At 41.9% G+C, this 24,185-nt stretch carries 24 protein-coding genes; 7 read left to right on the top strand and 17 right to left on the bottom strand.

Annotated elements, in window-relative coordinates; all coding sequences use genetic code 11:
- Positions 1 to 159: 159 nt before the first annotated feature.
- From FPZ44_RS12000 to FPZ44_RS12010, 3 genes are all read left to right on the top strand, one after another.
- The gene (locus FPZ44_RS12000; RefSeq protein ID WP_261378299.1) at positions 160 to 1,095 is read left to right on the top strand and encodes a TauD/TfdA dioxygenase family protein; all 936 of its coding nucleotides are present in this window, start codon (positions 160 to 162) and stop codon (positions 1,093 to 1,095) included.
- Positions 1,096 to 1,137: 42 nt separating this feature from the next.
- Positions 1,138 to 2,160, top strand: a complete 1,023-nt coding sequence (locus FPZ44_RS12005; RefSeq protein WP_186786026.1) for an aliphatic sulfonate ABC transporter substrate-binding protein — start codon at positions 1,138 to 1,140, stop codon at positions 2,158 to 2,160.
- A gap of 188 nt (positions 2,161 to 2,348) precedes the next feature.
- Complete coding sequence (locus FPZ44_RS12010) at positions 2,349 to 2,636, top strand: hypothetical protein (protein WP_144990473.1); 288 nt, start codon at positions 2,349 to 2,351, stop codon at positions 2,634 to 2,636.
- A gap of 91 nt (positions 2,637 to 2,727) precedes the next feature.
- Here the strand turns inward: FPZ44_RS12010 and FPZ44_RS12015 are convergent, their stop codons facing one another.
- A complete protein-coding gene (locus tag FPZ44_RS12015) occupies positions 2,728 to 3,987 on the bottom strand; it encodes a glycosyltransferase family protein (protein ID WP_144990475.1) in 1,260 nt (419 codons plus the stop codon).
- 273 nt (positions 3,988 to 4,260) lie between these two features.
- Positions 4,261 to 4,608, bottom strand: coding sequence for a prolyl 4-hydroxylase family protein (locus FPZ44_RS12020; RefSeq protein ID WP_144990477.1), 348 nt, complete (start codon positions 4,606 to 4,608; stop codon positions 4,261 to 4,263).
- Between the two features lie 202 nt (positions 4,609 to 4,810).
- On the opposite strand from FPZ44_RS12020, the gene FPZ44_RS12025 reads away from it, so the two are divergent.
- Positions 4,811 to 9,754, top strand: a complete 4,944-nt coding sequence (locus FPZ44_RS12025; RefSeq protein WP_186786027.1) for a DUF7507 domain-containing protein — start codon at positions 4,811 to 4,813, stop codon at positions 9,752 to 9,754.
- 125 nt (positions 9,755 to 9,879) lie between these two features.
- On the opposite strand, the gene FPZ44_RS12030 is transcribed toward FPZ44_RS12025, so the two are convergent.
- From FPZ44_RS12030 to FPZ44_RS12045, 4 genes are all read right to left on the bottom strand, one after another.
- On the bottom strand, positions 9,880 to 10,593 hold the full coding sequence (locus FPZ44_RS12030) for a glycosyltransferase family 2 protein (RefSeq protein WP_186786028.1): 714 nt from the start codon (positions 10,591 to 10,593) through the stop codon (positions 9,880 to 9,882).
- Between the two features lie 276 nt (positions 10,594 to 10,869).
- Complete coding sequence (locus tag FPZ44_RS12035) at positions 10,870 to 11,379, bottom strand: arsinothricin resistance N-acetyltransferase ArsN1 family A (protein ID WP_186786029.1); 510 nt, start codon at positions 11,377 to 11,379, stop codon at positions 10,870 to 10,872.
- A 22-nt stretch (positions 11,380 to 11,401) separates the two neighbouring features.
- The gene (locus FPZ44_RS12040; RefSeq protein ID WP_144990485.1) at positions 11,402 to 12,781 is read right to left on the bottom strand and encodes an NAD(P)-binding domain-containing protein; all 1,380 of its coding nucleotides are present in this window, start codon (positions 12,779 to 12,781) and stop codon (positions 11,402 to 11,404) included.
- A gap of 99 nt (positions 12,782 to 12,880) precedes the next feature.
- Positions 12,881 to 13,228 carry an ArsR/SmtB family transcription factor gene (locus FPZ44_RS12045; protein WP_144990487.1) on the bottom strand — a complete coding sequence of 116 codons (348 nt, stop codon included), beginning with the start codon at positions 13,226 to 13,228 and terminating at the stop codon, positions 12,881 to 12,883.
- 316 nt (positions 13,229 to 13,544) lie between these two features.
- On the opposite strand from FPZ44_RS12045, the gene FPZ44_RS12050 reads away from it, so the two are divergent.
- The 3 genes from FPZ44_RS12050 to arsC are packed head-to-tail and all read left to right on the top strand — an operon-like array spanning position 13,545 to position 15,594.
- A complete protein-coding gene (locus FPZ44_RS12050; protein ID WP_144991808.1) occupies positions 13,545 to 13,829 on the top strand; it encodes an ArsR/SmtB family transcription factor in 285 nt (94 codons plus the stop codon).
- Positions 13,830 to 13,844: 15 nt separating this feature from the next.
- Positions 13,845 to 15,137: an arsenic transporter gene (locus tag FPZ44_RS12055; protein ID WP_144990489.1), complete on the top strand. Its 1,293-nt coding sequence runs from the start codon at positions 13,845 to 13,847 to the stop codon at positions 15,135 to 15,137.
- Between the two features lie 34 nt (positions 15,138 to 15,171).
- Positions 15,172 to 15,594 carry an arsenate reductase (thioredoxin) gene (arsC, locus tag FPZ44_RS12060; protein ID WP_144990491.1) on the top strand — a complete coding sequence of 141 codons (423 nt, stop codon included), beginning with the start codon at positions 15,172 to 15,174 and terminating at the stop codon, positions 15,592 to 15,594.
- 144 nt (positions 15,595 to 15,738) lie between these two features.
- On the opposite strand, the gene FPZ44_RS12065 is transcribed toward arsC, so the two are convergent.
- From FPZ44_RS12065 to FPZ44_RS12110, 11 genes are all read right to left on the bottom strand, one after another.
- Positions 15,739 to 16,251: an SMI1/KNR4 family protein gene (locus tag FPZ44_RS12065; RefSeq protein ID WP_144990493.1), complete on the bottom strand. Its 513-nt coding sequence runs from the start codon at positions 16,249 to 16,251 to the stop codon at positions 15,739 to 15,741.
- 122 nt (positions 16,252 to 16,373) lie between these two features.
- The gene (locus FPZ44_RS12070; RefSeq protein WP_144990495.1) at positions 16,374 to 16,889 is read right to left on the bottom strand and encodes an SMI1/KNR4 family protein; all 516 of its coding nucleotides are present in this window, start codon (positions 16,887 to 16,889) and stop codon (positions 16,374 to 16,376) included.
- 103 nt (positions 16,890 to 16,992) lie between these two features.
- Positions 16,993 to 17,160 carry a hypothetical protein gene (locus FPZ44_RS26460; RefSeq protein ID WP_186786030.1) on the bottom strand — a complete coding sequence of 56 codons (168 nt, stop codon included), beginning with the start codon at positions 17,158 to 17,160 and terminating at the stop codon, positions 16,993 to 16,995.
- 125 nt (positions 17,161 to 17,285) lie between these two features.
- Complete coding sequence (locus tag FPZ44_RS12075; protein ID WP_144990497.1) at positions 17,286 to 18,041, bottom strand: hypothetical protein; 756 nt, start codon at positions 18,039 to 18,041, stop codon at positions 17,286 to 17,288.
- A 24-nt stretch (positions 18,042 to 18,065) separates the two neighbouring features.
- Positions 18,066 to 18,689, bottom strand: a complete 624-nt coding sequence (locus tag FPZ44_RS12080; protein ID WP_144990499.1) for a matrixin family metalloprotease — start codon at positions 18,687 to 18,689, stop codon at positions 18,066 to 18,068.
- A gap of 77 nt (positions 18,690 to 18,766) precedes the next feature.
- A complete protein-coding gene (locus FPZ44_RS12085) occupies positions 18,767 to 19,276 on the bottom strand; it encodes an SMI1/KNR4 family protein (protein WP_144990501.1) in 510 nt (169 codons plus the stop codon).
- Positions 19,277 to 19,481: 205 nt separating this feature from the next.
- Positions 19,482 to 20,003: an SMI1/KNR4 family protein gene (locus tag FPZ44_RS12090; RefSeq protein WP_144990503.1), complete on the bottom strand. Its 522-nt coding sequence runs from the start codon at positions 20,001 to 20,003 to the stop codon at positions 19,482 to 19,484.
- 41 nt (positions 20,004 to 20,044) lie between these two features.
- Positions 20,045 to 20,605 carry an SMI1/KNR4 family protein gene (locus FPZ44_RS12095; protein WP_144990505.1) on the bottom strand — a complete coding sequence of 187 codons (561 nt, stop codon included), beginning with the start codon at positions 20,603 to 20,605 and terminating at the stop codon, positions 20,045 to 20,047.
- Positions 20,606 to 20,623: 18 nt separating this feature from the next.
- Positions 20,624 to 21,550, bottom strand: a complete 927-nt coding sequence (locus FPZ44_RS12100) for an HNH endonuclease signature motif containing protein (protein WP_144990508.1) — start codon at positions 21,548 to 21,550, stop codon at positions 20,624 to 20,626.
- A gap of 662 nt (positions 21,551 to 22,212) precedes the next feature.
- Positions 22,213 to 22,395 (bottom strand): aspartyl-phosphate phosphatase Spo0E family protein, encoded by a 183-nt coding sequence (locus FPZ44_RS27115; protein WP_144990510.1) that lies wholly within the window; start codon positions 22,393 to 22,395, stop codon positions 22,213 to 22,215.
- A gap of 268 nt (positions 22,396 to 22,663) precedes the next feature.
- Positions 22,664 to 23,953 carry a helix-turn-helix domain-containing protein gene (locus tag FPZ44_RS12110; protein WP_186786031.1) on the bottom strand — a complete coding sequence of 430 codons (1,290 nt, stop codon included), beginning with the start codon at positions 23,951 to 23,953 and terminating at the stop codon, positions 22,664 to 22,666.
- Positions 23,954 to 24,185 lie beyond the last annotated feature (232 nt).

The raw sequence follows: 24,185 nt of genomic DNA on the forward strand, positions 1-24,185 counted from the left end.
CGAAACGAAAACAATACTGGTAATGAATCCACTGGACGACCAGAGATTCAGCGTACATGTTGATCAACATGTATGTTGGATCTTTTTTTGTTTTCCACACTTCGTACTAATTAAAAAGCCGAGCTCGTCTGTTACCTATATTAACGATCAGGAGTGATAATGATGACACAGCAAATCGATATTATTGAAACGTTATCCCGAGACTATTTTCCTGAAAGATACAAAGTATCCGGTGCCCGTAAGCTGCATCGTCTACCTGAAGGACAGGAAAGTCTACCTTATAACCTGTTTCAGCTTAAGCCGCTTGGTCCGCTAATTGGTGCAGTAATTGAAGGGCTTGATTTGAAAGATCCCCTTCTTCCCGAAGTAAAAGAAGAGATAAACCGTGCTTTGCTTGAGTGGAAGGTACTCTTCTTCCGCGATCAGGATATTACAAGCGAACAGCATGTTGCATTTGCAAAACAATGGGGCGAGTTGGAATCCCATCCTTTCTTGCCGCAAGGCGATCAGGAAGCAATTGCTCGGTTTGCAAAAGATGAGAAAGTAACCGGGATGGAAAACATATGGCACACCGATGTCACATGGCGCCTCAACCCTGCGCTTGGTGCCGTGCTCCGCATGGTCGAAGCCCCTACATATGGTGGAGATACACTGTGGGCTGATACGGCCGCTGCCTATGATAATTTGCCTGATGACATTAAGGAGAAAATTGACGGACTGACAGCCATTCATGATTTCACCCCGTCTTTCGGGCGTCGCCTTTCTTCTGAATTGTTGGCCATTAAACAAGACGAGTATCCTGCTGCTGAGCATCCCATTGTACGCACACACCCAGAAACAGGCCGCAAAACGTTATTCGTCAATGCAGCATTCACCATACGCATTGTAGGATTAGAACCTGAAGAAAGCGAACAACTGCTCCAGTACTTATTCCAGCAGGCGCATACGCCTGAATATCAAATCCGCTATAAATGGGAAGCAAATACGATTGCATTTTGGGATAATCGAGCCACACAGCATTATGCAGTATCTGACTATTTCCCGAATCGTCGCGTCGTTGAAAGAGTCTCTATTGTTGGTGACGTACCTTATTGAGCACAAAGTTCAATGTGAGAAATGGAAACGGAGATGCCGCCTATGAAAAAATCTAAGCAAACTAAAGCTGCCTATGTCATCAGTTTCGCAGTGCTTCTTCTTATACTCGCGGCTGGCTGCTCAGATACCGGCGGCAATAAGGCTAGTTCTACAGCTGCTAATGGTACAGCAGCTCAGGAGAAAATCAAGGTCAATGTCGCCATCAATGGGAGTCTCAACGCGCTTGTCATTTTAAAAAATAAAGGTTGGCTGGAAGAGGAATTTAAAGCGTTGAATGCAGAAGTCGTATGGAGTGAATTTTCGAATGGCCCTCCTATACTCGAATCATTGTCTGCAAAACGTGTAGATCTATCTCTTCTAGGAGATGGAGCGACGATTAGCGGAGCATCGGCTGGGCTGCCTTTTCAAGTTATCGCCTTACTGTCCAAAGGAGCCAAGTTCAACGCCATTCTCGTTCCTCCACATAGTCCCATTCAAAGCGTAAAAGACCTAAAAGGAAAAAAAGTTGGACTCGCCAAAGGTACAACGGCACACGTCTATCTTCTAAAAGTACTCGCTAAATACGGTCTATCTATCGATGATGTCCAACTTATTAACTTGCAGCCAGATGATGGTGCAGCTGCGTTTGCCAGCGGACAATTGGATGCATGGGGAACTTGGGACCCCCATATTACGAATTTAACCAAAACAAATAAGGCGCGTACGATCGCATGGGATGAAGACAACATATTAGCCCCTTCCTCCTTGATCGGCCGCACTGAGTTTCTTAATGAGCATCCCGAGGTCGTTACTGCTTTCTTAAAGTCATATAAGAGAGCTATTGACTGGATGAATGCGAATCAAGATGAAACAGCTGAAATCTTCGCTAATCGAGTGAAAATACCGAAAGATATTATGAAATCTCTCGTTTCGAATCTATCATTTACCGTGTCTGGATACGCAAACGAAGCGCTGCAAGCTCAACAGCAATCTGCTGATCAATTGCTTGAGCATGGCTTTATTAAGAAGAAGCTCGACTTTCAGTCCGTTGTAAATAATGAATGGATTGAAAAGGTTATTAAATAATTTGCCGCACTGCCCCCACTCTATCAATATTCACACTCCCCATTATGGTAGAAAATAAACAAACCCCTCATGAAATAACCAACTGCCGTCCCCATCGGTAGTTGGTTGTTTATTTTTATTGGACGATGAACTTAGTTATACTTATATATTAGTAGGTATTGTAGAAACGAATGGAAGGGTTGTTGGATATGACAGGATATACCGAGTTCAAATCGATAGAACTGAAGGCTTTGTTTCGTAAGGTAGATGTAGTAGAGCAGAACATAACAGCTGATATTTTGCACAAAAATAATTGGATCGCGACCCTTACCTTCAATTTACGAGAAAATACCGTACACACTGCAGGAAGCTTTGACGACGTGCAGCACCTTCGAAAGCATGGAATTGATGAATTGTTCATTATCTCAAGAGTCAAGGAAAGAGCACTTACTATTATTTATAATAAAGTTACTCAGCTGGAAGTATTTCATATTTAGAATTAGTCGTAGAATACACCAGCAAATTGTATGAGCTCCACATTACTCTCGCTGGCAGAACTAATATATGAAGGTAAAGAAGATGACCACTTTATTTCCTTAAAAGCGGTTCCAGCTGATTCTTCCATACCCACTGGGGACTAAACTGCTGCCTTGCCAACGTTTTGGCATGGATGACGGAATCGTTTTGCATCCTATCGACAATTTTTGCTGCATGTTCCTGTAAATAGACCTTCTCGGTCTGAGGATAGGTTTCGGTTGTGCGAAGCCTAAAGTTGTGAGCATCCCACCTCATAAAATAGGCTCCCAGTTTCTTTCCCAGATCCTCAAGAGCGGGTACACCCTCATTGACAACAAGAAAATTGCCTCGACTTGCTGCTTCCAGTAGGATAAGTGGCAATGCTTCGGAAGCCGATGGAAAAACGAACAAATTCGACAGTGTAAAAAGCTCCAAGACCCCCTTTCTTGGAAACCCCTTTTCAAAACCGATATCCGAAGTAAAAACAATATCATCGACGTTCAGTCCATTTTCATAGCCTGTCAGTTGAATCAAGGTCTTATAGTTTTTCGGATCAATCTCGTTGGACGGAAAATCACAAAAAAGAACGGTAACACTTTTCCGAGTCAACTCTTTGATCGCACCGCAGAAAGAAGCCACTTTTTCAGGCTGTTTTCCCGGCGATAAACGGGCAGGATAGACGACGAGATAATCAGGAGAAAGCAAATCGACTTTTTGGGCTACCGTTCGTACCTCATCGCTGCAGAAGGCAAGAAAATCGAGGCTATTGTTGACAACCTGGCACATCTCTTCAGGCACATCATACTGCTTGGCTAAAGCCGGGATTCCTGAGGCTATAGGATATACATAAATTGTATTGGGCATTGGCATAAACCGGGCTGAAAACGGCCAATCTGTTTTGTGCCGAGGTTCAGGACTCGAATGGGTAAACGCTAAAAAACGCACGCCCGGCAACTGCTGCTGTGCCGTCCTTACAGCGACATTCTGAAGAAGAAACTCCCCCAGGTAAAGAATATCATGCATGAAACAAACGTCTACATCTGACAGATTCCGTACAAAATCATGTGCCATGACGTCTGCTTCTTCATAAAAGCCATCACGAACCTTGCCGTTCTCCATGATATTGAGGTTCCGTTTGTTTGTAATTTTCACCCACTCAATTCTTTCATCCAGGAAAACCCCAACCTTCTCTTCGTCGGAAAAGCGCTCAGAGACCAGTAGCTTGGTCGCGACATGGGCATCCAGAAGCATTCGTAGTTGTTCGGCGACGACATTGACCACAGAGTACGTACTGCTTAATCCAGTAAACATCGTCAATATGGCAACTTTCAAAGACTAGCCCCCTTTCACATGAAGGAACACTCTTATTAATGCGACAACTCGCGTAACCATAATGTAGCGATCCATTTCTCCCCTTCTACTACCGGGTGGAAAGCAGGTGAGCTCGGACGAACCGCTTTTGCAATTCTGAAACACAAGCAAATCCCCTCTTACCGGTGGCATATGCAAGTTAAGAAACGGGAATAAGGTTTCTCCGCCTAGCTGTACCGAGTTTAAGTACAGGATTGCCGTATACAACCGTTGACCTGCCATTTGCAAACTTTGTTAACCCGTAGGGGAAACCGGGTCGAACGTATCGTAATGGGGATCGACTTTTCCTCCGAACGGATATTTGACGATTTGAACCGGCTCGGCTCTGCTGAGTGGTTGGCACACGATGTCCTCAATGCGGCTTGTCACTCTTCGGACGATCTCGGATGAAGCGTGCTCGAAAGACGCTTGCTCCGATATTCGGGATTGGGATAAACCTACCGCATTGTGACTTGCGACAACGGATGGGACTAATTTCCCTGTCGCCAAATCAATCAATTGTTGGCACTCATCGGCAGATGCGACATTCTTATAGTAAGAAATTAGCGGGTCCTGATAATACACGATGCTCGATTGCAACAAACAGATCTCCCCCTCGTTCCCAAATTAGATAGGTTCTTTGTATAACACGAATCTTCTCCCTACTCACGACATAAAGCCAAGCCATTCCAACATAATTATGTGTCGATGATGATTTATGGTCAACTTTTTGCCACGCACCCTTAATTATTCATATTCTTCTTCCTATCGATTGAAAACTTATTTTACGAAAGGAGGTTATGCAGTGCCATTTATTCTTCGATTTTCCGGTAATGATACAGGGGCAATTTCGTTTACCGGCAATACGCTGGGGCTATCCGGATTGAATGGCGTAGCTGGAACGCAAGACTTTATCGGTGCCCTTGTCACGACGAATACTTCTCTTCAGGTCGGAGACTTTCCCCCAGGCACGACAAACGATTTCAATCTGAATAACGCCAGCGCCATTCTTAACTTGCCGCCGGGAAGCAGTATCCTTTATGCGGAGCTGGTTTGGGCGGGTACGTATGCAGTAACGGGAGGCACGACCGATTTTTCCCCGTTTATCGACAAGTCAATCTCCGTGACGACGCCGCTAGGTACAACCGTTAGCGTTGCGCCCGATCCGGTTACAGCGCAGCTGTTGTTCATTAACGGGAACTTTAACTATTTCCGATCCGCTAACGTCACTTCAATCGTTCAGGCGGGTGGTGCTGGTACTTATACGGTAGGAGGGATCGTCGGCAACACCGAAAACGTCTCAACTTCTTCGGGCAACCATTGCGGCTGGACGCTGTGCGTCGTGTACAAAAATACCGTCTTGCCATTCCGTAATCTGAGCTTGAACGTTGGCATCGTCGATATCGAGTTTGCGAGTACGCCTTCGGTCGACACGACCATTACGGGATTCAGCACGCCAATTACTGGACCTGTTACGGGGAGGATGCAGCTTTGCGCTGGTGACGGGGATGCTAACAAATCGGGAGATCAAGTACTGTTCGGACCTGACCCGGCTAGCTTGACCTTCCTCTCCGGCCCAAGGAACTTCCAGAACAACTTTTTTGCTTCGCAAATTTGCGACGATAGCGGAAATTTGGATACATCCGGTACGTTCGGCACGCGCAATATGCTCCTAGGAGCCCCAGGGGCGAACGTCGTCGCGGGGCGGCAGGGCTGGGATATTACGAATGTCAACATTTCGGGGACGCTAACGAACAATCAGACATCCGCCACCTTGCAGTTAAGAACGACAGGTGACGGCTATACCGTCTATGCCGTCGGCCTTTATTTCGACATCAACGCCCCAAAAATCGTCGTCAATAAATTCGTCGCAGGTGGTAGCTCGACTGGTATAACCGCAGATATTGCCATAGAAGGCGGTTTGTTAGCCCTCAATGCCGGTACAGTCGTCATCGGACAGACGGTAACCTACACTATTGTTGTAAGCAATACCGGAACAACCTCTGCAACTTCTACCGTCATCGTCGATCCGCTGCCTAACAATACGGCATTTGTTCCGGGAAGCGTCAGGATCAATGGCGCGCCGTCGGGAGCAGATCCTACGGTTGGCGTCCCCATCGGCACGCTTGCTCCGTTCACGTCGGTTTTCGTAACTTTTTCCGTGACCATCGTGTCACTGCCTCCGAACGGATTAGCATGCAATCAGGCTACGGCATTTTTCCAGTACCAGAGCGTTGCGGGCGGTCCCATACTCGACGGCAGTATCCCGTCCAGCGAGATCTGCGTTCAGGTTTCACCGGCGACAATTGAATTTACGAAGTCGGCAAATCCGCTGTCCGGCGTCCCCGGCGATACGATTACGTATACGTTTACGGTGACGAACACCAGCGCTGTGACGCTCACGAACGTGCAAGTGAATGACCCACTGCTTGGCTTATTTGTGCTACTTAATATGCCGCCGGGAGACGTCGTCACATTTGATGTGGATTTTGTCATCCCTCCGGGTACGCCGGCAGGCACCCTGATTAACAACACGGCTACGGTCACTTCCGATCAAACGCTGCCCAAAGACGCTTCAGCACAAGTATTGGTACTCCCGAGCTTCAGTCTCAACGTTGCGAAAGTGGCGGATCGGGTTTCCCTCGCAGCCGGGGATATCGTCACGTATACGCTGACGGTTACGAACACGTCCAATGCTCCGCTTACCAACGTTACCGTGACGGACGATCTGCTCGGTTTTTCGCAAGTGATCCCATCGCTAGACGCTGGGGCGTCACAATCGTTTACCGTTCCATTTACCGTACCTCTGGGAACGCTGGCCGGTACCGTGTTTACAAACGTGACGACCGCAACCTCTAATGAAACGGGGCCTGCAATCGATACAGCAACGATCATCGTCACACCCGTTCCGAATTTGGTTCTTTTCAAATCCGTGACGCCGCAGACGGCTGCGCCAGGAGATACCGTCACTTACAAGCTTACGGCCTCGAATGCTGGCAATCAGACGCTTACCAACGTGCGAATTGCCGATCCGACGTTAGGCATCAATCAAACGTTCGATGCCGTGAATCCGGGTGACTCGGTCGTTGTCACGATACCGTTTATAATCCCTTTAACCGCCATGCAAGGAGACTCACTCGTTAACGTCGCAACCGTTACATCCGATCAGACGGGACCAACGCAAGCGGATGCCGTCGTGATCATAATCGGCGCTCCATCTATTACACTAACGAAGTCCGTCTCGCCGCAGCAGGCAACGGTAGGAGCTACGGTTTCGTATACATTCGAGGTTACGAACACAGGCAATACGTCTTTGACGAACGTGCAGCTCACCGATCCACTGCTTGGATTGAATCAGAACATTGGTACACTCGCACCTGGTCAATCACAAACGGTCGACTTCTCATTTGTCATCCCAAGTGGCGCCGCCAATCCGTTCATCAATATCGCGACGGTTACAGGTACCTCTGGTTCGCAAACGGTTCAGGCAAGTGACAGCGCGTCTCTGAATCTGCTCTTCCCTGCTTTCACGCTGACGAAGACAGTAGATCGGGCGCGGGTCAATCCGGGTGAAACGGTGAACTTCACGATTACAATCGTCAATACGGGAGCCGTACCGTTAACCAATGTCGCCGTTTCCGATCCGCTATTGGCCTACACGAATACAATTGCTTTACTAGCTCCGGGCGCATCAGTCACCCAGACGATTCCATTCACCGTTCCTGCAAGTACAACACCAGGATCGGTCATTCCAAATGTCGTGACCGTGACCCCAACAGAAACCGGGCCGCAGCAAGCGACAGCCACCGTAACGGTGAATCAGGTTCCCGCGATCTCGCTCACGAAGACGGCGGATCGGGTCAATGCGCTGCCGGGTGATACGATTACCTATACAGTGACGGTAACGAATACCGGCAGCGTCCCTTTAACAAGTGTTGGCGTCAGCGACGAGCTGCTAGGACTAAATACCGTTATTCCATCGCTCGGAGTGGGTCTATCCCAAAGCTTCACGCTAACGCTCGTCGTTCCACCGGGAACAGCAATCGGAACCGTTATCACAAACGTAAGCACGGCCGTCTCTGACCAGACGGAATCGGTCAATGCGACCTTCAAAGTACTGGTCAACGATGTGCCACCATCGATAACCATTGTAAAAACGCCAAATGTGCTGGCTGCTGCACCGGGAGAGACTGTCACGTATACGATTACGGTGACGAACACGGGTGCGGTCGTGTTGACCAATGTACTCTTGACAGACACGACGCTTGGCATCTCGCAAGCACTTGGCACGTTCAACCCTGGCCAAAGCCAGGCCCTAACCTTTGACTTCATCATTCCTGCTGGCACTCCAAGCGGCTCCGTCATCGTCAATACAGCCGTCGTGACCTCGGATCAGACAAATCCAGAGGAAAGCACTTCTACCGTTACAGTTCAACCAGCTCCAGGGCTAACCGTGACCAAAGCGCTTTCTCAAACTCAGGCCGTACCAGGCGGGAGGGTGACGGCAACCATTACGGTGAGGAATACGGGCAACGTCGACCTCACGAACGTCGTCATTACAGATGCGACCATCAATTTCAGTTCTGTCATTCCATCTCTGCCTGCAGGATCGACAAGCACATTCCCAATTCCATTTACGACGCCTACTGTACCGGCAGGAACGGTCATCACGAACACAGCAACGGCCTCTTCCAACGAAACAGGCCCAACATCTGCGACGGCGACGCTCACAGTACTACCAGAGGCCCAGCTTACGCTGGTCAAAACCGTCACTCCGTCCGTTGCTTTGCCGGGTGAAACAGTGACATTTACATTCGAAATTCGCAATACGACCGATACGACGTTTACGAACGTTCGATTTACTGACGAGTTAATTGGGATCGACAAGACGGTAGAATCTATTCCTCCCGGATTTTTCGTTAACGTGTCTCGCACATTTACCATTCCTGCGGATGCACGTGGCGATAGCGTCATTACCAATATAGCTACGCTCAGCTCTGATCAAACGACGCCAATCATTGCTGTGGCTCAAGTTACCGTGGCTGAAGATCCGGAGTTGACGATCAGTAAGACAGTGTTTCCGCCAGTCGCCTTCCCTGGCGAACAAGTATTTTTCAATATGATAGGCGTTAATACTGGAAACGTACCGCTATCGAATATTCGCTATTCCGATCCGCTGCTCGGGATTAACGGAATCGTGCAATCACAGGATGTCGGCGTTGCCGTATCACTGATTGTTCCATTTACCATTCCAGCCAACGCCACGCCAGGCGAGCCGATTGTCAACACCGTTTTGCTCGACTCGGCTCAGACAGGTCCGCTAAGTACGTCCGTAACCGTCAATGTTGCAGGACTACCGCTAACCGTTACTAAAAAAGCAGATTGCAACACCGTCTTTGTTGGGGATAAGGTTCGCTTCACGATTACAGTAGCCAATACGAGTTCGATTACGGTCACGAATGCCGTGTTGACGGACATTTTACAGACAGGTACGAAGTTCGTCCCAGGCAGCGTGACGGTCGCAGGATGTGCCTTACCTGGAGCAAATCCGAATGCTGGTATTCCGTTAGGCAATATCGCCCCGGGTGAAACAATTAAAGTGACGTTCCAAGTGAAGCAAACTGTGCTGCCGCCTAATGAAAAGGTACAAAATCGGGCATCAGTCAGCTTCCAGTTAGACAATTCAACTCGACCGTTTACAATCGATTCCAACGTAATTAGCATCAAAGTGGATGAACATGCGGAATAAAGAGATAACCGGCCTTTTCGGAGGCCGGTTGTTGTTTTGAATAGGATTTTTAGTAGCTTATGGTACGCATAAAAAACACGAAAAACCATCGAATCACGATGGTTATGTCTTCACATTAAAGCCTATTAATTTATAGATATTTGTTGGTAATAATCTTCTTGAAAGTGGGGGTGGAGCATAAGTAGCCCCTCCTCTACACTTGTATTCCTTTCCTTTGCTACATTTTCAACAATAAGATCAGTCCATGCACGTCTAGCAATTTCATTAATGTTACCCATTCCAGATATATGATACGTATTCATACCCCAGCGATATATCATCGTTTTTTGTTCACGGGGAGATTTATAAATGTTTGCATTAAAACTAAAAGTCATTGTGTAATCTTCTCCAAAACTGCTATCAGGTATTTCAATACGTGACAAGTAATTCTTTGTGTACACATTTCCAGTATTAACATTGCTATATATTCCTTCGAATTTGTTATCTACAAAAAAATAATGACCATCACTTCGATAAATTTCATAACCTGGATGAGCAATAATGTCATCCCATGTATGACTCAATGCCCTCGGTGCCAATAAATCATCATCATCAAGGCGGTATATATATTTATATTTACATTGAGAAAATCCAAATTTAAGTTTACTTCCAATGGATGTAAACATTTCTTTTACATTAACAATTCGAATTTGGGGGTGCTTAAATACATACTCAGCTTTAGGGCTATCATTAATAATGACCATTTCTGATTCACCTGAAAAATCTTGACGAAGAAAAGATTCAATGGCTTCCTCTAATAAATGAGGGCGTCGGTAGGTTAAAGTTAACACACTAATCATAGTAAACTTTCCTCCACACATACTATTTCCAGTATTGGATCAGAATTGTTTAGTTAGTGCTGATTTAGCATTCAATTTAGGCATTATATGCAAACCAAATGAAGTATGCTATTTTGTACAAGCATGTTACGGGAACCGAATAAAGCGAATAAAGAAATAACCAGCCTTTTTGAAAGCCGGTTATTGTTTGAAATTGGATTTTTATTTGAAAGCCGTACCATCTATCGCTATTGTTTTTGAATGAGAAATTTCACTATGTTCTTGTCTAAATAGAATCTACATATTGCTTGGAAATAACTTTTCAACAATCACAACATTAAGCCATTTACCGTCTAATTGACTATGCTTTTCATACACACCAACTTCTCTAAAACCCAAACTACGACACAACTGTCGGCTGCCTGTGTTAAAGTCAAAGATACGAGAAAGCAGTTTCCAGTAATGAAGCTTCTCACATTCCTCTATAAGTACACTTAGAAGCTGCTTGCCTACTCCTTTTCCTCTGTAATCCTTATGAATGTAAATCGAGAATTCCCCTACGCCTTTATAGCATTCTCTCTTTTCACGGTACGGAGAAACATAAGCTGTGCCCACAATTACATTTTCACGAACGCCAACTAAGATAGGATAATAAGTCCCTGCGTCCTCAATCCATTTCACTCTGCTTTCAATCGTTTTAGGCTCGCTCTCAAATGTCGAGTTTCGCTCATGAACAATATTATAGTTGTAGATTTCGGTTAAAGCACTTGCGTCATCTACCTTGGCTCTCCGTATCTCAATGTTCAAAGTCCCTTCCCTCCTTCTATGATTATCCGCAGCAAGATGATGATGAAGGCGCACTTACATTTGAATTACTTGTACAGCAAGTACTTTCTGCTTTCTCCTCGTGGGGAGTTTCTTCTGTCTCACAACAGCTCTCTTCGCGGGAAAGACTTATGCTACATACTCCTGTTTCCGGCAGTTCTAATTCGACCTTCTCTGCAGCTTCCCAATCACCTGTCAGAGCTGCCACAATAGATCTAACCTGTTCATAGCCAGTTGCCATCAGAAACGTTGGTGCACGACCATAGCTTTTCGATCCAACGATATAAAAGTGTTGTTCAGGCTGACGCAATTCCTTCTCTCCATGAGGCCTTACGGTACCACAACTATGAAGATTAGGATCAATCAACGGAGCTATTGCACCAACACTCTCAATTGCAGAATCGATGTCCGTTCTGACTTCACGAAGAAAACTCATATCCGGACGAGATCCGGTATTACTAATAACCTCATCTATAAATTCAATCTGCATGGTCTGACCGTTGCTATACCCAATTACATGAATCTTATCTCCTGATTTTTCGAAGTTCTCAATCATAAAGGATGGGTACACTTGTACTTTGCCGGAACGAACAAGATTCTCTAAACGAATACCTAACTCTCCACGTTCACGAAGACTGTCCTTTTCTTGGCCTCCGTATACTGCTGTTACATTCGATTTTCGTATGACCCACGAGATTTTTGTATCTGGCTCCTGTTCTTTAAGCTTTTCAAGATCTAATAGTGCATTAATTGCAGAATGCCCACTTCCAACAACAAGTACGTGTTTGCCAGCATAACGTTCTCTTTGCTGACCAACTACATCAGGGATTCCGTAAGTAATTTGTTCTTTCAGTGTGAGCTCGTTCTCCGTCCATATCCCATTGGAAACGGCAGGATTAGGAGTTGCCCAAGTGCCAGATGCGTCAATGACAGCCTTTGCCTCAAACACTTTTCTTTCACCATTTTTCGTGACATGCAGTACAAATGGCAGCTGACCACGTTCGGCTGTTCTAACTTTACTTAAGCCTTTACGACTTACCGCAGTAACATTGGCATTAACGTGGATATGTGGTTTCATGGCTGGCAGGTTTGAAAGTGGAACAAGGTACTGCTCTACTAGCTCACCGCCTGTTGGAATATTCGTAACAATTGGTACCTTCCAACCACTTTCCTCGAGTAATTGCTTAGCTGCTTTATCGATATTAAATTGCCATGGAGAGAATAGACGTACATGACTCCATCGCTTGATGTTCCCTGCTATTTCATTGGATGCCTCAAATAAAATGAAGGATTCTCCTTTAGAAACCAAATGGGCTGCTGCCGCTAGACCTACAGGACCTCCACCAATGATTGCAACTGGTAATGCACTACAACATTTATTCATGATTCATAACCTCCATGATTAATTGATATTCGTTTGATTAAAATAATTCCATATTCTATTAATCAAATTAATTTGATTAATAGAATAAAACAAAAGCGATTAGCAACAATCGCCTGTTTTAACATCATTTAAGCGGAAAATACAGCATAGCTCTGGTGAAAGAAGATTGTTAACTTCCTCTTGGTTGAGTTCGTAGTAACTCCAGGTACCTTTCGTTTCTTTCCGAATTAAACCAGCATCCAGCAAGATTTTCAAATGGTACGACAGTTTAGACTGCTGCATATCGAAAATATCGGTAAGATCACATACGCATGTATTACCTCTTTGTGTGAGCTCATACATAATCTGCAGTCGTTTTTGATCTGCCAGTGCTTTGAACTTGGCTTCGTATGTAGCAAAATCAACTTTCGATGATTCTTGTTGTACGATGGGAAGTTCTTTGAACATCCTCTTTCCTCCTATCTTTTAATTCTGCAATTAATCAAATTAATTTGATTTATGATTGATATCATAACATCCATTTTTTATGAAAGTCAATTATTAATCAAATTTTTTTGATTAATATATTTAATTGTAACGCAAGTAACACTATACATATATATGTATATAAGTGTTTACTAATATAATTATTTACTTATATAATGATCTGTGTATAATAAACTCTGGATAAAGATTGCCGTGATTGTAAGAAAACCTTAACATCCAAGTTTAAGTGAAAGGGGTGTCTATTTTGACAGAAACAACGGATTCTCTTGTAGAGACGATGAAATTGTTAGCTGATAAAACACGCTTGACCATTCTTGCCCTTCTGAAAGAGAAGGAAATGTGTGTCTGTGATATCGTCGATATTTTACATACGACACAGCCTAATATCAGTCAGCATTTGAAAAAGCTTAAAAATGGTGGGCTTGTGCTAGAAACTAGACGTAGTCAGTGGATTTACTATTCGTTGAACATGGATGATAAACCGTATTTACAAGGTATTCTTAAAGAATTGCCTTCCATGAAAGATGAACTAAATAAATTAAATCCTAACTGTTGTAAGTAACACAAGGAGGCGCACATGTTAGCTATTGCATCGCTTATTTTTATGGTTACGCTTATTTTCGTCATCTGGCAGCCTAAAGGGTTAAACATTGGATATTCTGCTGCTGGAGGTGCCATCTTGGCCCTGCTCTTCGGGGTCGTAAACTTTCAGGATGTATGGGATGTTACTGGCATCGTATGGAATGCAACCCTTACCTTTGTAGCCATTATTCTAATTTCATTAATTCTTGACGAGATAGGCTTTTTTGAATGGGCAGCCCTACATATGGCGCGTTTTGCTAAAGGAAATGGAACGCTGATGTTCATTTATGTCGTCTTACTAGGAGCTGCAGTAGCTGCATTGTTTTCAAACGATGGAGCGGCTCTGATTCTGACTCCAATCGTACTTGCTATGGTTCGGGCTCTTAAATTTGATGATCGAATGATATTGCCATTCATTATGGCCAGTGGATTTATTTCAGATACGGCTTCCCTGCCGCTTATCATAAGTAACTTGGTTAACATCGTGTCGGCTGATTTCTTTGGCATTGGTTTTGCTGAATATGCGAGTCGAATGATTGTTCCAACTATCTTTTCTATCGCTGGAAGCTTGCTCGTTCTGTATCTTGTATTTCGAAAAAGTATTCCGAAAACATATGATCTCAGTCAACTGAAACAACCTAAGGAAGCAATTAAAGATATGCGAATGTTTAAGCTTTCGTGGAGCGTACTTGGCGTATTATTAGTTGCTTACATGATTAGCGAGTTCATACACATTCCAGTTTCTATCATTGCTGGCGTGGCTGCTATCACGTTCCTGTTCATTGCTCGGAGAAGTAAAGTTATACAAACAGGCGCTGTTATCAAAGGTGCTCCATGGTCCGTTGTCGTCTTTTCCATCGGCATGTATGTTGTCGTTTATGGTTTACGCAACGTAGGACTCACAGAAGAACTCGGTAAGGTGTTTCAGTGGATGGCAGATCAAGGCCTGTTTATCGCGACAGTTGGCTCCGGATTTGTTGCAGCACTCCTCTCCTCTATTATGAATAACATGCCGACGGTTATGATCGACGCACTTGCTATTCAGGGTACGGATACGCAAGGAGTAATTCGCGAAGCACTCATTTATGCAAATGTCATAGGCTCAGATCTTGGTCCAAAAATTACACCTATTGGTTCGCTAGCAACTCTATTATGGCTTCATGTACTCGCTAAGAAGAATGTCAAAATCACATGGGGTTATTACTTCAAAGTGGGTATCGTGTTAACTATACCGGTGTTATTCATTACGTTAACTGGACTATATTTGTGGCTTAGCTTTATTCATTAGTAGACATTTAGTAGATATAAAGGAGAAATACAACATGGAGAAGAAACTCATTTACTTTTTATGTACTGGAAATTCGTGCCGCAGTCAAATGGCGGATGGATTTATGAAGGAACTTGGCGGAGAACGCTATGAGGTGAAGAGTGCAGGTCTTGAAGCTCATGGTTTAAATCCAAGAGCCATTCAAGTGATGAAGGAAGCTGGCATTGATATCAGTAGTAATACCTCAGATGTCATTGATCCAGAGATTTTAAACCGCGCTGATTACGTTGTAACCCTATGTGGCCATGCGGATGAGCATTGTCCCGTTATCTCCAACACTAATGTTGTAAAATGGCATTGGGGCTTCGAAGATCCTGCCAAGACAACAGGTACGGAAGAAGAAATCATGGCACACTTCAGAAACGTTCGCGATGCTATAAAAGCGCGCATTAAAAAGTTTGTTGAAGAAGGTCAATAAGGCTGCTGTGGAATGAATCGTTCTGAACATATGCCAATAGAAGCTTATACTAACAAATCATTGCTTCACCATTTCAATTAGTGCTTCAATTGATAATTAAAAATAAAGCCTGTCCAATTAAGAACAGGCTTTATTTCTAACGGATTAAAATCTACGATCTTCTACACGCCACGTCCAGTACTTGTTTCCTTGAGCCATAATATAACGATCAAACCAAGTCTGGAAATCGCAATACAAGGAACGTGCATCATCATAATCACTAATACTTTCAAGTACATACATGTATTCTGACTTACCCGATCTCACGTCATCAAGATCAATAATAATATAATCGTCACAGATATATGCAATAGATACTCTGGTTGGGTGTTTGATTGGAGCATTAAACTCTATGACTGAATCTATTCGATAAATATCTCCTCCACCAAAAAAATCAGTCTCAGTGAAAGGGGCAAGTCCGTTAGTTACCGACAAGAACTCAAGGTAATCTTTAGGCATATCAGGATACTTTTCTAATAAACGAGAAATATCATGAGAAGTAGCTGAGTCTTGAAATACGCATATGCTCTTAAAATTATTGCCTTCTTCTCTAAGAATACCCCTAGTACCTTGTGCATACATATCACGCAATGCCTGTAAAGTTTTATTAATAAACATTGATCCTCACCCTTAATTATCTGGATATCCTACCCACCACAGCGAAACTACCCCTCTATGGAAGCTGTAAGGCAATGGCATTAAGAAGAATGCTTACTCCCAAGGAAATAGACATTCTCACATTAAAACTTACGATCTTCTACACGCCACGTCCAATACTTATTACCTTGTGCCATGCAAAATCGATCCAACCAAGTCTGGAAGTCACAGTACAATGAACGAGCATACTCAAACGGACAACCACCGCCCTCAATCACGTACATGTATTCACTCTTTCCTTGGGCAACATCTTTCGTGTCTAGAATTAAATAATCATCATTAGTACAGGCTATCATAATCATGGAAGGATGAACATAATGTTTATTGATTTCAAGTACCTCATCAATTGAAAAGATATCAGTTTCACCAGTAATAGGAACTTCCGAAAATGGTCTGAAACCATTGGTTATTGACAAAAATTTTAGATAATCTTCTGGCAATGGAGAGTACGACTCTAGTAGTAGAGAAATATCACTAGCAGAGGATGGTTCGTAAAATATAAGTTCACTATCATATACATATCCTTCATTACATTGAATCTTACGTGTACCATGTGCATATAGCTTACGTAATGAATTTATCGTTTTCTCTATAGTCATTTTCGCTCACCTATTATAAATTTTTTTACAATAAAACGCTGATTATCGATGCTCCACTCCCAGAACGGGTATCCGTAAGTGCTGATAAACATATCTAAAGAGCTTATAGCTCCTTAATTTCTGACATTGTTGCTGGAGGATGAACTGTGAAAGAATAATCAATTAAAGCTCCTTTACGGTAGATTTTAAATCCTTCCTCATTACATTGTTTCACCATTTCAATCAGTGACTCAATAGTTAATGGTGGGAACAAATCTTCGTCTTCCTGCATATCTAATCACCTCGCCATGTAATAGATTCAGAGATAACAAAAGCCTGTCCATATAAGAACAGGCTTTTCTTTCATACCTCTTTAAAACCTACGTTTTTCTTCATACCATGTTCAATGAATGATGCTTAAGGTTGCTTCACTTCTTGTTGCTTAGTTTCGTCTTGTTGTTGCTTTTTCTTTTCAAGTTCTGCTTGTCGTTTTCTTTTGCTCTCTTCCATTGCCTTATTTCCTTCTAACATCTGTTGCTCATCTATCTTATTTTGCTCCTCAATACTCAAAGTAGATTGAGGCTTTGCAAGTGGTGTAGCATTTTGAGCCGCTTGTTGGATACGTTTTTCAAAGGAAGCTAAATCCATACCTTTAACCTCGTTTTGAAAATATATCTCTCCACCATATTTATCTGCATCATACATCACCTTACCATCTTCAATCCTAAATCTTCCTTGATATGCTCCAGTAACTACAAAGTCTGACATTTGAAACTCAGGCTCAACAATGTCTAAAAACACAATTTCATGGTTAAACAGGTCGCCGCTGAATAGTTCTAAACTAAAGACAGTGATGATATCTGACTTCAAATTTTCACTACCGTGTAAAGCTCTGATTACTTTTAGTTCCGTGACAACATATTTTACGCCTTGATAGTCTTTTATTTGCGTTTTTCCAGTTGGTTCAACTTCTGCAACTAAATCAGCGTCATAAATCATCTCTTCCATCGATTTATAGCGGTTTGCTACTAAAGCTGTGCCATAGTTAACCCCTACATCTTTTTGATCTCTATAAGAGCTTGAAGCTTGATTCTTTTCTGACGTTGACGTGCAAGCAATTGATGTGAATGCAAGTATACTCAACACAGATATTATCCCAAGTTTTTTTAGCATCGCTCGAATTTCCTCCTCTACTTACTAATAGAGATTGTTAACTCCATTGATATCATCCTGTTGAACACTTTGTGTGCTATAATCAGGATTCATAATGGATGTTCCACTTTCATGAGCCAAACCTAAAACATGCCCAATTTCATGCACAGCAACTGCTTTGTAAGTTTTGAAGTCTGCTAACCTTAAATAGTAAGGATTTACATATGCTACGCCCAAATTCCAGTCAGAAAGCGCTTTAGGATAGTCGCTAATTTTAACACTAACAAGACTTCCGTTTCTGTAAAATTCCGCAAATCCCTGATATCCATCTGGTATAGCTGGAGCAACCTTTAAGCGCACTGTTTCTAATCCGCCATAGGTCTGGTGGTCTAAGATGTAAGCTTCGGTCTTAGCATTCCATTCTTCCATCGCTTGATGGTAAGCGGATTCAAAATGAAAAACCTTTTCTTTGTAGTGAAAGTAATCGCTTGCATGTTCAGTATAAGATACATTAGATGAAATTCCATCGACTTGTTTTTTTGGTATAAAGTCAACGTCATAGTTGTAGTAGTATTTGTGTGCAGATGAGCTGATTGGATTAAGAATAGAAGCCAATAACATTGAAGAAGCAAGTATTGTTGTGATTTTTACTCGTTTTAAATTAATCATAGAATACTCCTCTCAACACTATATTCATAAAGACGAAAGCCTGTCTAATCAAGAACAGGCTTTTCTTTCATAAATCTTTAAAACTTACGATCTTCTACACGCCAAGTCCAATATTTATTTCCTTGTGCCATAACAAATCTATCAAGCCAAGTCTGAAAATCGCAATACAGAGAGCTTGCGTCATCAAAATCAACACCACCCTCGTATACGTACATATATTCTGTTCTACCTGCTTTTACATCTTCTAAGTCAATAAAAATATGATCGCCATTTATATATGCAACTATTATTCTTGATGGATGGTTGTAATGAGAATTAGTTTCTAGAACCTCTTCTGCTGAGAAAATATCATTTTCTCCTCCATACACAACATCTTCAAAGAGCCTGCAACCATTTGTTATCGACAAAAACTTCAAGTAATCTTCTGGCAAAGGTGAATAGCGTTCTGTCAACAAGGAGACTGAATCAGAAGATGCAGGATAAAGCTTTAATTCACTTTCAATTAAATTTCCATTTTCTGCACTAACTTTTCGCGAACCTTCTGAGTACAGTTCTGCCAATGATTTCAATACTTCTTCTACAAACATTGTGTTCACCCTTCAGTGTTTTGTTTTTAGTATGCAATCCACCACGGACTGACTGTCCCACGATGAAACGCGTAAGGTAAAGGAATAAGGTTGCTCTTGAGGTCTTATATGATGAATGACGCTGGTTCTGGCATTACACGAAAACTTTACAAAAATAAAAAGGAAAGCCTGTCCAATCTAAGAACAGGCTTAATTTCTAACGCGTTTAAAACTTTCGATCTTCTACACGCCACGTCCAATATTTATTTCCTTGCGCCATAATATAACGATTAAACCAGGTCTGGAAATCACAGTACAATGAACGTGCATCATCAAAATCGCTAATACTTTCAAGCACATACATATATTCTGATTTACCTGATCTCACATCATCAAGATCGATAATAATGTAATCGTCAGAGATATATGCAACAGATATTCTAGCTGGATGTTTGATTGCAGCATTAAACTCAAGTACTGAATCTATTCGATATATATCTCCTCCGCCAAAAAAATCAGTTTCAATGAAGGGAGCAAGTCCATTCGTTATAGACAAGAACTCGAGGTAATCTTTAGGCATATTAGGATACTTTTCTAATAAACGAGAAATATCATGAGAAGTAGCAGGGGCATGAAATACGCACATGCTCTCAAAATTATAGCCTTCTTCTCTGATAACAACCCTAGAACCATTTTTATATGCTTCATAAAGTTCTTGTAGAGTTTTTTTTAAAACACAGATACTCACCCTTATATATCTAGATAACCTGCTGTAACTGATGTCAAATTCTATTTATTCTTGAACTCAATTGAATTGTAAAAATCCCACATCCAATATTCAACACCCTGGCATATAATTAACCTTTCAAGCCATGTTGTAAAATCAGAATGTATTGGTATTGCTTCATTTACAGGAGCAATTGCGTCTAAAAAGTATAGATAAGGGTATCTATTTTCGACTACTCGATCACAATCAACGTAAATCCCTCCTATTGTGTGATCAGTCCATGCAATAGGTACCCATCGATCAGGTATGTTAATTTGCTCATGTTTTATTCGTAAAATCCTGTCTAGACTTAATAAATCTGTACCCCCACCGTAATTTGGAACCGTATACATTCTTGCCCCATTATGAGTTAAATAAAACTCTATTACGTCAGGTGGGAAGTTCCAATTATGTTTGATTATAATATCTTCAAATTCTTTTTTGCTGATAGGTTCATTAAATAGACAAGTTGCTTTTCCGATATTTCCCTCTTGAGTAATTGTAGTAACCATTCTATCAGAAGAGGAATTAAGCAACTCTTGAAGAGATTTTATAATTAATGTTAATCTAGTTTTTTCTGACAAACGCAAACACTTCCTTACTTAATAGTAGTTAGCCCACCAACTATTCAAAACACTATGACTCAATATTCCGTTCTGCGGTTGAACACCAGGCTTCCAGAGAGGAATTAAATTGGACATAGCGTCACTCCCATTAAATCTTACTGGAATCATATGATGAACTTGTACGTCATCCCAAATGAAGTATGTGGGGTTTCCAAAACTAGTGTTATAATGCTTCATAAAATTAGTTCGATAAGTAGATGATGGTGTTCTAGGATTTGGCACCATATCTGCGCGAGGTTCGATAAGAGCTATTCCAGATTGAGGGTCACTATATTTAGGGTACAAAACACCTTTTTTATTTAAAAGGAATGCATCAGTAGTTTCGTCACTAAGATCCACACGCCCAGATGCCCAAGTTGTTGACGAGTTAATTCTAAATTTCCAATAATACGTATTATACATATTGTCTTGTTTAGTCTTACCAGTTCCTAATACAAAATCGGAACCAATTAAATTAAAATCTGCTGAACCCCATTGGCTGTAAAGGCCGTAACGCGTAGTGGATGAAACTAACGAAGCCACATGTATTTTAGCAGTGGTTGGTATAGGCCCTGCAAGTGTTTTAATAGTATACCCATAGGTGAGGATACCGTTATTAGCAGATATGGCAACCTGGTATCTAATAACAGAAACGGTCATTGGAGATAAAGAAGACTTACGTTGCTGATACTCGCTTTCGGTAAGCTGGTATCCTTGTTGCGTTTCTTCATCATAGATTACATAAATAGGGATAACAATTTCAGTGCCATTCTCACTACTTGCTACAGTGTAACTGGAACCATTTTCTGTAGAATAAACTTGTGTTTGAGAAGTTTCTTGTGCGGTTGCTAACGAGGATGGAATAACTAGAGTAAACAGTAAAGCGATTGTCAAGAACGATAATAACAGTTTTTTGAGTTTCATGCAAATTCTCCTTATCATAATTAGTTTAATTTGATGTAGGATTTTGCAGGCTTTCAACGCGCCTATTTATTAATTTGCTATCACCCCTTTCTATGCCCAAATGAATATAGATCGTTTTTACATAACTGTAAAATTATTTCTACCAACATTTCATTTGATTTGCTACCCAGACTCCGCACGAGCATGCAAATACATCAATAAATGTCTCTTGAAAGTCAAACCGTTTATAATAAGATTTTTTATAACTACATCCGCACCTGGTGTAATAGTGGGCTTTATTAGTAGTGTCTACGTCCTTAATTTCTTGCCCTACCAACTTACGTATCAGACTTTTGTTTTTCTCTGCAAATTCATCCGTACGAAGATTTTTCAATCTTAACTTCATTGTAAAGACACCCCTTAAGTATTACTTCTGCAATAAATCCTTATTTTTATAAGTAATGTAAGAATAGATTCTATTAGAAAGCTGCTTTGTTCCCTTTCAAGTACGAATGAATTGCTATCAAATGTGAAAAAATGCACATCAAATAACAATACAAACGTATCTTCTTCAAAATAGTGCTTTCTATATAATTGATTCCAGTACCCGCGTGAGTTATTTGTTGGGAATGATGTTATTTAAAATCATTTAAAGGGATTTCACCTCCTAATATAATTACGTATTATCTTCCAGTAATTGATTTTAAGTGTAATGATTTGCTTTCATATTTGTGTGTATAATGGTACTCGGTGAGTAGTTTATCGAGGTCTTGGCTTATGCTAACTATTCTAACGTCGGTCAATGTTAAGCCCTCTTCATACGCTTCATGCATTTGCTTTCTTAGGCATTCAATTTCCTTTATCATATAGATCACCTTTTTGTATATAGGTGAGTGAATCTCCCCATCCACTCACCCGTAAATCAGTTCCCCACGTTTATCATAATATTAGTTGCCTGTGATCATGCTGTTCGTTTTTGCGGCAACAAAAAAAGACGCCCACATTAGGCGTCTACTTAACTTTTACCATGGGAATTTAATATCAAAGGGTTTTATACCCCCGTCAAGGCTTCCCCCGAGATCTGGAATGAGGATAACACTAAATAATGCAGCTGAGAACAATAATTTGATAGTTCTACTCTTCATGATGCCCCTCCTGTTCCTTTTTAAAACGGTTGTAATAGTTTCCAATAAGTTTCACTACATCAGCCGCTAAGCTATGTTGATTACCAGCACTGAATACTTGTCGTAAGCATTCTCGCTCGTTATCGAGATCAGCTATACAAGCATAGGAATAGGCAGCTTCTATGTAATTGCTGATAGCTCGGTTTATACTATTTACTCGAGTATAATAATCCCCCTTAAGCATGTAGAACCGTCCGACCTCACTCCTTTCCCTTGGTGTTATGTACGTTTGTTCGTGGATCTTCGTCTCATAGCTTAAGATAAGATTCTCCATTTTATCTATATGATCACGCTCGAAACAGAATGCTATATATTCGTTTACTGCGTGTACGATAAAATCGTCGTCGCAAAGTCTAAGGCTTTTCTCGAACAACTCAATGGCGAGATCGTCATTCCCTTTCTTTGCATTCAACATAGCACTGAGTAGCCTATCATTATCGGCCTCAATAGACGGCGCACATCTCCGGTATTCTTCAGTGTACTTCTCTACCAAGTCGTACTCTCCGAGATGGTAGTATGCCCCACGCAATATATCCACAGCGTACACACGAAGTTGACCCGTTTCCTGTTCATCGGTTTTGAGGAATGCTTTACAATACTCCACGCTTTCACTGTACTGACGGATAACATATGCATGTCCTGCAAGACAATAAAGGAGCCTTGCATACTCTCCGGCTGGAAGTGCGTCCCTGTACTTGAGTACATATTTCCCTGCTGGGTAGGTTTCTTGTAACTTACTAAAGTTGTTTCGTTCAATAAGGTATTCTTGAAACAAGGAGCGCGCTAAAAATGGCATGACTCCATGCCCCCGGGAATACAGTATGATCGTTTTAAATAGCGCTAATTTCAGCTCAGGATTTTCTAATGCATAAGTAGAATCAAACAGTTGGGAGGTAGCTTCATAGCTGTCTAGCTTCTCAGATTCAAGGAACTTTTCGGCGATTTTCGTTATGAGGTATGTTGGCCGTTTATCTTCAATAGCGTCTTTGAGAATGTCGTTGAGTACGTGAGGTCTTTGTCCCTGTTCAATGAAAGGAATTAGATACGTCTCATAAGGTATTTGAAGGGCTTCAGCTATTGGCTTCAAGGTACGAAATTCAGGATTTCGACCGTTTTCAATTTTAGAGATCGTACCTTTATTAATCGCAGCTAGATCGGCCAACTCACTCAGGGATAGCCCGGCGTTTGTTCTATGTTGTTTAATTAAATCCCCGAATGTAAGTGTCGTAGTTACAGGCATCTTACATTCACGTCCTTTTTCAATATTTAAACGTACTGACAACATGAGAAATATGCGACTAAGTAAATTATGAGGTATAAAAAATAGAGGAAATTTATGGCTTATTAGCTATATTAGATTACAATGGACCTTAATGTGTTGTCAATTAAATATCGAACAGTGTTCGAAGGAAACGCATATTGATAAAAATTCGAACAACTTTTACCCAGATATCCTGTACTATTATAAAAAA

Origin of the sequence: Paenibacillus agilis, assembly GCF_007786455.1 — a bacterium.
In the GTDB taxonomy this organism is placed as follows: domain Bacteria; phylum Bacillota; class Bacilli; order Paenibacillales; family Paenibacillaceae; genus Paenibacillus_B; species Paenibacillus_B agilis.